We start from the raw sequence: 8,866 nt of genomic DNA, 5'->3' as shown, positions 1-8,866 counted from the left end.
CCACAGCCACCCACGGAAGGGACTCCCCTCATGCCCCCCACGACGGTCCTGGTCACCGGTGGTGCCGGATTCATCGGCAGCCACACCTGCGTCGAACTCCTGGAGAACGGCTACGAGCCACAGCCACCCACGGAAGGGACTCCCCTCATGCCCCCCACGACGGTCCTGGTCACCGGTGGTGCCGGATTCATCGGCAGCCACACCTGCGTCGAACTCCTGGAGAACGGCTACGAGGTCGTCGTCGTCGACGACCACTCGAACAGCTCCCCGGAGGCCCTGGAACGGGTCGCGAAGATCGCCGGGCGGCCGCTCGCCGCCGTGTACCGCGCGGACCTGCGGGACCGGCGCGCGCTGGACGCCGTCTTCGAGGCGCATCCGGTGGACGCGGTGATCCACTTCGCCGCGAAGAAGGCGGTGGGCGAGTCCGTCGAGATCCCGATCGCCTACTACGACATCAACGTCGGCGGGACGACCGCCCTGCTGTCGGCCATGCACGCGCACGGCGTGCACCGGCTGGTGTTCTCCTCGTCGTGCTCGATCTACGGCAACGCGACCAAGGTGCCGCTGACGGAAGGGGATCCGGCCGCCCCGACCAACCCGTACGCCACCACGAAGTGGATCTGCGAGCAGGTGCTGGCCGACATGTGCCGCCGGCTGCCGGAGCTGAGCGTGCTGGCGCTCCGCTACTTCAACCCGGTCGGCGCGCACCCCTCCGGCCGGCTGGGCGAGGACCCCCGGGGCGTCCCGAACAACATCATGCCGTACCTGGCGCAGGTCGCCGTGGGCCGTCGCGAGGGTCTGACGGTCTTCGGCGACGACTACCCGACGCCCGACGGGACCGGCGTCCGCGACTACATCCACGTGGTGGACGTGGCCGAGGGACACCGGCGCGCGCTGGAGCACCTCGGGGACGCGAGCGGGATGCGCGTCTTCAACCTGGGCACGGGCGTGGGCTCCTCGGTCCTCGATCTCGTCCGCGCCTTCGAGCGCGCCTCCGGACGTCCGATCCCCTACGAGGTGACCGGACGCCGGGCCGGCGACGTCGCCGAACTGGTCGCCGACGCCGGGGCGGTGGCCGCGGCCTGGGGCTGGACGGCGACGCGCGACCTCGCGGCGATGTGCGAGGACGCCTGGCGCTTCCAGGAGCTCAACCCCGCGGGCTACGAGGCCGGCTGACCCCGTCCGCGCCGTGGCGACGCGGCGCCCGCCGCCCCGCCGGACCCGAGCCGGCTTCCCGTCCGGACCCCCGGGCCCGGGGACCCCCGGACCACACCCCTCGACTCTTCCGCAGCTTCGCAGGACTGGAGACCACCATGCGCATGACCGTCATCGGGACGGGATACCTCGGAGCCGTGCACGCCGCGTGCATGGCCGACATCGGTCACGAGGTACTGGGCGTCGACGTCGACGCCGAGAAGATCCGGGCCCTCGCCGAAGGGCGACCACCGTTCTTCGAGCCCGGACTCGACGAGGTGCTGACCCGGGCCATGGCCTCGGGACGGCTCCGCTTCACCACCTCGCTCAGCGAGGCGGCGGCCTTCGGCGAGGTGCACTTCGTCTGCGTGGGCACCCCGCAGCAGGCCGGTTCGGACGCCGCCGACCTGCGGTACGTCGACGCGGTCGTCGACGGCCTCGCCGCCCATCTGACGGGCCCCTGCCTGATCGTGGGCAAGTCCACGGTCCCGGTGGGCACGACCCCGCGCCTGGCCGCCCGCCTGCGGGCGCTGGCCCGTCCGGGCGCCGAGGCCGAGATCGCCTGGAACCCGGAGTTCCTGCGCGAGGGCTTCGCCGTCGAGGACACCCTGCGGCCGGACCGGATCGTCGTGGGAGTCACCTCACCGCGCGCCGACCGCACCCTGCGCGACGTGTACGCGCCGATGCTGGCGGCCGGGGTCCCGTACCTCAGCACCGACCCGGCCACCGCGGAGCTGGTCAAGGTCTCGGCGAACTCCTTCCTCGCCACCAAGATCTCCTTCATCAACGCGATGGCGGAGGTCTGCGACGCGGCGGGTGCCGACGTGGTCACCCTCGCCGACGCGCTCGGCCACGACACCCGGATCGGGCGCCGCTTCCTGCACGCGGGCCTCGGCTTCGGCGGCGGGTGCCTGCCCAAGGACATCCGGGCGTTCACCGCGCGGGCCCGTGAGCTGGGCGTCGAGGAGGCGGTCGGCTTCCTGGGCCGGGTCGACGAGATCAACCTGCGCCAGCGCCGCCGTACCGTCGACATCGCCCGCGACCTCGTCGGCGGCGACTTCGCGGGGCGGCGGATCGCGGTGCTCGGCGCCACCTTCAAGCCGAACAGCGACGACGTCCGCGACTCGCCGGCCCTCGCCGTGGCCGCCGCGATCCACCGGGAGGGGGCCGAGGTGCGGGTCCACGACCCCGAGGGCCTGCACAACGCCCGCCTGGCCCACCCCGAACTGCGCTACGAGACCGAGCCGGCGACCGCCTGCACCGGCGCGGACGTGGTGCTGCACCTGACCGAGTGGAGCGACTACCGCGAGCTCGACCCGGTGAAGCTGGCCCGCGTGGTCCGCTCCCCGCGGCTCGTCGACGCCCGCAACCACCTCGACGCGGGCCTGTGGCGCGCGTCGGGCTGGACGGTCCGGGCGCTGGGCCGGCCGTCGCCGGCCCTGGTGCCCGGACCCCAGCGGGGCGGCCTGGGTCAGGGTGCCGACCGCGGCGGCGCGGCGGCGCCGACCGAGGGCGCGGTGCTCAGCCGCTCGCCGAAGTAGTCGACCGGGCCCGGGTCGACGCCGACGGAGCGCAGCGGGAGGGCGCCCGCCATGTCGGCGCAGGTCGAGACGAGATTGGCGGCTCCGGCCCGGTCGGTGACCGGGGCCGCCAGGTCGACGAGGCAGGGGTCGGCGCTGGTGCCGGTGGGAGCGGAGGCGTGCTGCTCCTGCCCGGCCCTGCGCCGCCAGTCGGCCAGGCTGGTGTACGAGGCCTCGCCCCAGACGAGCTTCCAGTCGCCGGTGGTGAAGTAGTCGTTCCCCTGGAGCCGGACCTTGGTCTGGGTGAACGGGGTGTCGGAGTCCACCACCGCTGCGCCGTCGGTGACGAAGATGTTGTTGCGGACGCCGATGTTGCTGATGCCGGCCCGCAGGCGCAGCGCCGGAGGCCGCTCGGAGCCCTCGGGGGACCGCTGCACCACGGTGTTGTTGTGGATGTCGAGGTTCCGCAGGCGGGTGCCGTAGGCCACGATGCCGCCGTAGAAGGGCAGCTTGCGGGCGTCGTCCCAGCTGTAGTTGAACCGGACGACGTTGTCCTTGTGCGCGTTGGTCGGCTCGCCCGAGTACACCAGGAAGCCCGGGCCGTCGTTCCCGTAGGCCAGGTTGTACTGGAGGACCGAGTCGGACACGTTGTTGTCCAGACCGAAGCCGCCGCCGTCGACACGGGAGCCGGTGCGGTTGCGGTACGCCTTGTTGTTCTGGATCACCACGCGGGTCGAGTCGTACGTCCAGATCCCCTCGGGGCCCTCCTCCGCGCGGGCGGAGGAGTTCGCGCCGTTGTCGTAGGCGGCGGAGCGCTGGATCGTCGCGCCCTTGAGGCTGCCGAGGACGATCCCGCTGCCGGTGTTGCGGTCGTGCGCCTTGGGGTCGCCGGAGTTCGCGTACGCCCGCACGCTCGTGACCGTGAGCTTCTCGTGCGCGTAGGAGGGGTCGTCGGCCCGGAAGCGAGGTCCGACGGTGACCAGTCCGGCGTTCTGGTTGTGGTGCGTCGCGGAGTCGGCGATCGTGATGTCGCGGAATCCGAGGGACTTCGCGGCGGCGCCGATGCTGATCCCGTTGCGGAAGCGCGACACGTCCACGCCGAAGATCCGGACGTGTGCCAGGCGCTTCCCGTCCGGCAGGTCGTTGAAGAACTTGATGCCGTCCTCGGCGCGGCGCGACGCGGTGTCGCCGCTGATCGCCAGGTTCCGGATCTCCACGCCGCCGGTGTTGTGCACCGTGATGCCCGCCGTGCCGCGGGCCGCGATGGTGGCCTTCCCGGTGCCGTACGACTCGATCACGACGGGTTTCGGGACGCTGCCGGCCTCCTCGGGGCCGAGGGTCAGCTCGCCGGTGAACCGCGCGCCGCCCTTGAGGCGCAGCCGGTCGCCGGGCTTGTACGGCACCTCGTCGGCCCGGTCGAGGGTGCGCCAGGCGGTCTTCTGGGTCAGTCCGTCGTTCTCGTCGTCGCCGTCGGGGCTCACGTAGAAGGTGAGGGAGTCCTTCGTGGCCGGCCGGGGCGGGGTGTAGGGCTTGAGCACGTCGCAGCCGGTGAGGAGGGTGATCGCGCTCGCGGTCACCCCGGCGGCGAGGGTGAGGCCTCTGCGGCGACGAGGGAGCCGATCCCATCCGGCGATTCGACGTTCCTGCATCATCCCGGCGTCCCCATTCCGTTCGGATCCCGCACTTCGCGTATCAAGGTGCCAGAAACCGGACGGACGTCACGCCCGTGACATGACGGCGAATACCGTGTTTTTCACATCCTCTTGTGTGCTTTCACCATGGTTGGATGGTGTGGCCGACCACGGCCCTGCTGCCGCCCGGGCCGGTGGTCGCCCTGTCGCGCGGGCCGTTTCAGCCGTTCAGCAGCCTGCGCTTCTGCTCCTCGAACTCGGACTCGGTGAGGACTCCCTGCGCCTTGAGTTCGCCGAGCTGCTTGAGCTGGTCGAGCTTGTCGCCCATGTCGTCGGCGGCCGGGGCGGCCTCCTGCGGCGCGGGCGCGGCCACCTGCTGCGGGGCTTCCTGGTAGCCCGCCTGGGCGGCCCAGCGTCCTTGCTGGCGGCGCGACACACGATTGGACACGGCGGTCGCCGTTCCCGCGACGACGGCGGTGCGGGCCACTCCGCGAAGGAGACCTGGCATGGTGACGTCCTTTCTCGCGCGGTGCGGCTGCGGGGGGCAGCCGCGGCGTTCCGCGAACCGGCGCCGGACGGACCCGGCACTCCGGGACGGCCTCATTCTCCCACCGCCCCTTCGGCGACGCAGCGCGGCGAAGGGGCGGTGACGCCCTGTCGCGGATGTGCCGAACTGCCGCCCCGGACCACCCGTGGCACGCTGGACCCGTGGGGGCAGCCGTCGGCCGAATCGACGCCGACGGTCGGTCTCGTCCAGAGGAGTACGCCATGGCGACGCAGACAGGAACGCAGCGTGCCGGCTCCGGCGGAGGAATGGCAGTGTCGGGATGGACGCTGTTCGCCGCGATCATGATGATCTTCGGCGGCATCATGTCGATCTTCCAGGGGATCGCGGCCATCGCCGAGGACGACGTGTTCGTCACGACCCGCAACTACACCTTCAGCTGGAGCCTCACGGGCTGGGGCTGGGTGCATCTGATCATCGGCATCATCGTGGCCCTCGCGGGCCTGGCGCTGTTCAGCGGCAAGCTGTGGGCTCGCATCATCGGCATCGCCGTGGCGGCGGTCGCGATGCTCGCCAACTTCACGTGGCTGCCGTACTACCCCTTCTGGGCCATCGTCCTGATCGTCATCGACGGGTTCGTCATCTGGGCCCTGTGCGTCGGCACGGCCAGGGACACGGCGGTCTGACACGGGGTCACCGGGAGACCGGTGCGGGGGATTCGCCAACAGGGGGACCAACGCACGAGAGGTGACGCCGTGACCGAGCGCATCGACGAGATGGGGCCCATCGACTACGTGGTCGTGGAGTTCCCGGGCAACCGGATGACCGGTGAGGGACTGGGGCACCTGATCGACCTCGTGGACCGCGGCCTGATCCGCATCCTCGACCTGATGTTCATCACCAAGGACACGGACGGCACCGTGGCCGCCCTGGAGCTCACGGACCTCGACGGCGACGGCGAACTCGACCTCACCGTCTTCGAGGGCGTGCATTCCGGACTGCTCGGCCAGGACGACCTGGAGGAGGCCGCGGCGGCGGTGGAGCCCGGCAACTCCGCCGGGCTGCTCATCTACGAGAACGTGTGGGCCGCCCCCTTCGCCGCCGCCCTGCGCCGCGGCGGCGCCCAGCTGGTCGCCTCCGGCCGGATCCCCGTCCAGGCCCTCCTCGCCTCCCTCGAGGCGGCCGAGGCTGCCGAGGCGGCCGGCGCCGCCGACGCCTCCTGAGCCCGGTCGCATGAACGCGAAGAAGGCGAAGAAGCCGAAGAGGCCGGTCCCGCCGCCCGGCGGCCGGTACGGCACCGAGAAGGAACGGGCGGCGCGCGGCAGGGCCGCCCGGTCCGCCGCGCCCCGCTCCTCGCACGCCGCGTTCACCCCGTCGGCGCAGCGGACGGACCCGGTCGACCTCATCGAGGCCCAGTCGGCGAGGCGGGTCCAGGAGCTCGTCCCGATCCGCTACGGCAGGATGAGCGAGTCCCCCTTCCGCTTCTACCGCGGGGCGGCCGGCATCATGGCCGCGGACCTCGCCGGCACCCCGCGCAGCGGGCTCACGGCGCAGCTGTGCGGCGACGCGCACATGCTCAACTTCCGGCTGCTGGCCTCTCCCGAACGCCGCCTGATGTTCGACATCAACGACTTCGACGAGACGCTGCCCGGCCCCTGGGAATGGGACGTCAAACGGCTCGCCGCCAGCCTGGTCATCGCCGGGCGGGCCAACGGCTTCAGCGACCGGCAGCGGGCCTCCGTGGTGCGGGCGGCGGTGCGGTCCTACCGGGAGCGGATGCGCGCCTTCGCCGGGCTGGGCAATCTCGACGTCTGGTACACCCGGTTCGAGGCCGACGACCTGCAGCGACAGTTCGCGCCGGTGCTCGGCTCGGCGGACCGGGACCGCTGGGAGCGCGCGCGGGACAAGGCCCGCGAGCACGACACCCTGCAGGCGTTCGACAAGCTCACCCGGGTCGTCGGCGGCCGACGTGTGATCGCCTCCGAACCGCCGCTGCTCGTCCGCCTGGCGGACCTGCTGCCGGACGCCGAGCACCACGCCCTGGAGAAGCGGATCAGCCGCCTGATCGAGTCGTACGGCCGAAGCCTCTCCTCGGACCGGCGCTTCCTGCTCGAGTCCTACCGGGTGGCGGACATGGCCCGGAAGGTCGTCGGGGTCGGCAGCGTCGGCACCCGCTGCTGGATCGTGCTGCTCCTCGGCAAGGACGACCGGGACCCGCTGTTCCTCCAGGCGAAGGAGGCCGACGAGTCGGTGCTCGCGCCGTACGCCGGCCCCGGGGCGTTCCGCACCCAGGGCGAACGCGTCGTCGCGGGCCAGCGGCTGATGCAGGCCACCAGCGACATCTTCCTGGGCTGGGAACGCCTCCAGGGCATCGACGGCCGGCGCCGCGACTTCTACGTGCGGCAGCTGCGGGACTGGAAGGGCATCGTCGTCGCCGAGAACCTGTCGCCGAAGCGGATGAAGCTGTTCGGCACCCTGTGCGGCGCCACCCTGGCCCGTGCCCACGCCCGGTCCGGCGACCGGATCGCGATCGCCTCCTACCTGGGCGGAGGAGACGTCTTCGACCGCGCGCTGGCGACGTTCGCCGAGCTGTACGCCGACCAGAACGAGAAGGACCACCAGGCCCTGCTCGACGCCGTCCGGGCCGGCCGGGTGCGGGCAGAGGCGGCCTGACTCAGCCCTTCCGGGGCCGGGGCTTCCGCGCGGCGCGCTCCGCGAACGGCGGGATCTCCGGCCCCTGCGGCAGCAGTTCCACCACGACGAAGGAGATGACCGCGGCCAGCACCACGACCGGGACCGCGTTCACGTTGCCCAGCAGCAGCACGACCAGTACGACGCCGCAGACGGGCAGCCGCAGGCCGGCCGTGACGCCGGCCGCCATGCCGACCGCCATGGCCGGGACGAGCCCGAAGCCGGGCAGCGGCGAGAGCAGCACGCCGGCCGCCCCGCCCAGGAACAGGGAGGGGAAGACGGGACCGCCGCGCAGGCTGCCCAGGCAGAGCATGTAGGCGAGCGACTTGAAGACGAGGACGGCGACGAGCGCGCCCACCGACCACGAGTGCGGGTCGGCCGCCAGCTCGCCCAGGGCTGCCTGACCCGACAGGGCGGCCTCCTCCGGCGACCGGCCGGTGGCGACCGCGTACAGGGCGAGGCAGCCGGCCGTCCCGAGCGCGCACAGCGTGGTGTTCCGCACGGTCCACACCGAGCTCGCCACGAAGCCGGCCGCGTAGCGGCCGCCCACGAAGGCCCCGTGGATGAGCAGGGCGACGGCCGGTGCCATCAGCAGCGTCCACAGGACGTCCCCGGTGTCGAGCACCGGAGCCGGGGGCAGCCCGATGTCGAGGCTCGCGGGCTTCAGGCCGGTCCAGCGGCCGAAGCCGGTGAACACCAGCGCCCCGATCCCGCTGGACAGCAGCGCGGGCAGCATCACGGCGAAGAGCTGCGGTCCGCCGACGCCGGCCACCTCCATCAGCAGCAGCGCGCCCACGAGCGGGTTGCCGAAGAGCGCCGAGATGGCGGAGGCGGAGCCGGCGGCGCCGAGCAGCATCGTGCTCGCCTGTGTCTGGGGCGCCTTCACGAGGCGACCGAAGAGCAGGGCGAGTCCGGTGCCCAGGGCGAGCAGCGGAGCCTCGGGCCCCAGGACGGCGCCGAGCGGCAGGCTGAAGAAGGCGGCGATGACCACCCCGGGCAGCGAGCTCGCGGTGATGCCGCCCGCGTGCAGGCCGCCCGCCGGGAGGTGCCCGCCGCGTCCCGGCAGGCGGGCGACGACCAGCCCGACGACCACGCCCGCGACCAGCAGCAGGGGGAACCCCCACCACCAGGGCGGCTTGTCCCAGCCGAGGTCCCGCGGCCAGTCCGTCCAGATCAGCTGTTCCAGTTCGGTGACCGCGACGAGGAACCAGAACGCGATCAGGGAGACCGGGATGCCGATCAGCCCGCAGAACACCAGTGCCCTGCGGTACTCGGGCCGCCGCAGTATGGCCTGCAGCTCGTCGGCCTCGCGCGGCTGACCCGCC

8 protein-coding genes are annotated in these 8,866 nt (G+C 72.5%); 5 read left to right on the top strand and 3 right to left on the bottom strand.

Annotated features, from left to right (window positions below; genetic code table 11):
- Window positions 1-30: 30 nt before the first annotated feature.
- Window positions 31-1,176, top strand: a complete 1,146-nt coding sequence (gene galE / locus EAO71_RS18225) for a UDP-glucose 4-epimerase GalE (RefSeq protein WP_147978678.1) — start codon at window positions 31-33, stop codon at window positions 1,174-1,176.
- Between the two features lie 137 nt (window positions 1,177-1,313).
- The gene (locus tag EAO71_RS18220; protein ID WP_187282701.1) at window positions 1,314-2,735 is read left to right on the top strand and encodes a UDP-glucose dehydrogenase family protein; all 1,422 of its coding nucleotides are present in this window, start codon (window positions 1,314-1,316) and stop codon (window positions 2,733-2,735) included.
- On the opposite strand, the gene EAO71_RS18215 is transcribed toward EAO71_RS18220, so the two are convergent.
- Both EAO71_RS18215 and EAO71_RS18210 read right to left on the bottom strand, forming a co-directional pair.
- On the bottom strand, window positions 2,666-4,291 hold the full coding sequence (locus EAO71_RS18215) for a right-handed parallel beta-helix repeat-containing protein (RefSeq protein WP_147978677.1): 1,626 nt from the start codon (window positions 4,289-4,291) through the stop codon (window positions 2,666-2,668). The two genes, EAO71_RS18220 and EAO71_RS18215, sit on opposite strands and share 70 nt — an antisense overlap.
- Window positions 4,292-4,565: 274 nt before the next feature.
- On the bottom strand, window positions 4,566-4,853 hold the full coding sequence (locus EAO71_RS18210) for an SHOCT domain-containing protein (RefSeq protein ID WP_147978676.1): 288 nt from the start codon (window positions 4,851-4,853) through the stop codon (window positions 4,566-4,568).
- Between the two features lie 260 nt (window positions 4,854-5,113).
- Here EAO71_RS18210 and EAO71_RS18205 point away from each other — a divergent pair, with 260 nt between their 5' ends.
- From EAO71_RS18205 to EAO71_RS18195, 3 genes are all read left to right on the top strand, one after another.
- Window positions 5,114-5,536, top strand: coding sequence for a DUF7144 family membrane protein (locus EAO71_RS18205; RefSeq protein WP_187282700.1), 423 nt, complete (start codon window positions 5,114-5,116; stop codon window positions 5,534-5,536).
- A gap of 90 nt (window positions 5,537-5,626) precedes the next feature.
- On the top strand, window positions 5,627-6,073 hold the full coding sequence (locus tag EAO71_RS18200) for a DUF6325 family protein (protein WP_147979373.1): 447 nt from the start codon (window positions 5,627-5,629) through the stop codon (window positions 6,071-6,073).
- A gap of 10 nt (window positions 6,074-6,083) precedes the next feature.
- Window positions 6,084-7,523 (top strand): DUF2252 domain-containing protein, encoded by a 1,440-nt coding sequence (locus EAO71_RS18195; RefSeq protein ID WP_147978675.1) that lies wholly within the window; start codon window positions 6,084-6,086, stop codon window positions 7,521-7,523.
- 1 nt (window position 7,524) lies between these two features.
- Here the strand turns inward: EAO71_RS18195 and EAO71_RS18190 are convergent, their stop codons facing one another.
- The gene (locus EAO71_RS18190; protein ID WP_399755165.1) at window positions 7,525-8,796 is read right to left on the bottom strand and encodes a chloride channel protein; all 1,272 of its coding nucleotides are present in this window, start codon (window positions 8,794-8,796) and stop codon (window positions 7,525-7,527) included.
- Window positions 8,797-8,866: the final 70 nt, after the last annotated feature.

This window comes from Streptomyces sp. MS191, from assembly GCF_008042125.1.
GTDB lineage: Bacteria > Actinomycetota > Actinomycetes > Streptomycetales > Streptomycetaceae > Streptomyces.
This window is presented reverse-complemented; position numbering and strand designations above follow the sequence as displayed.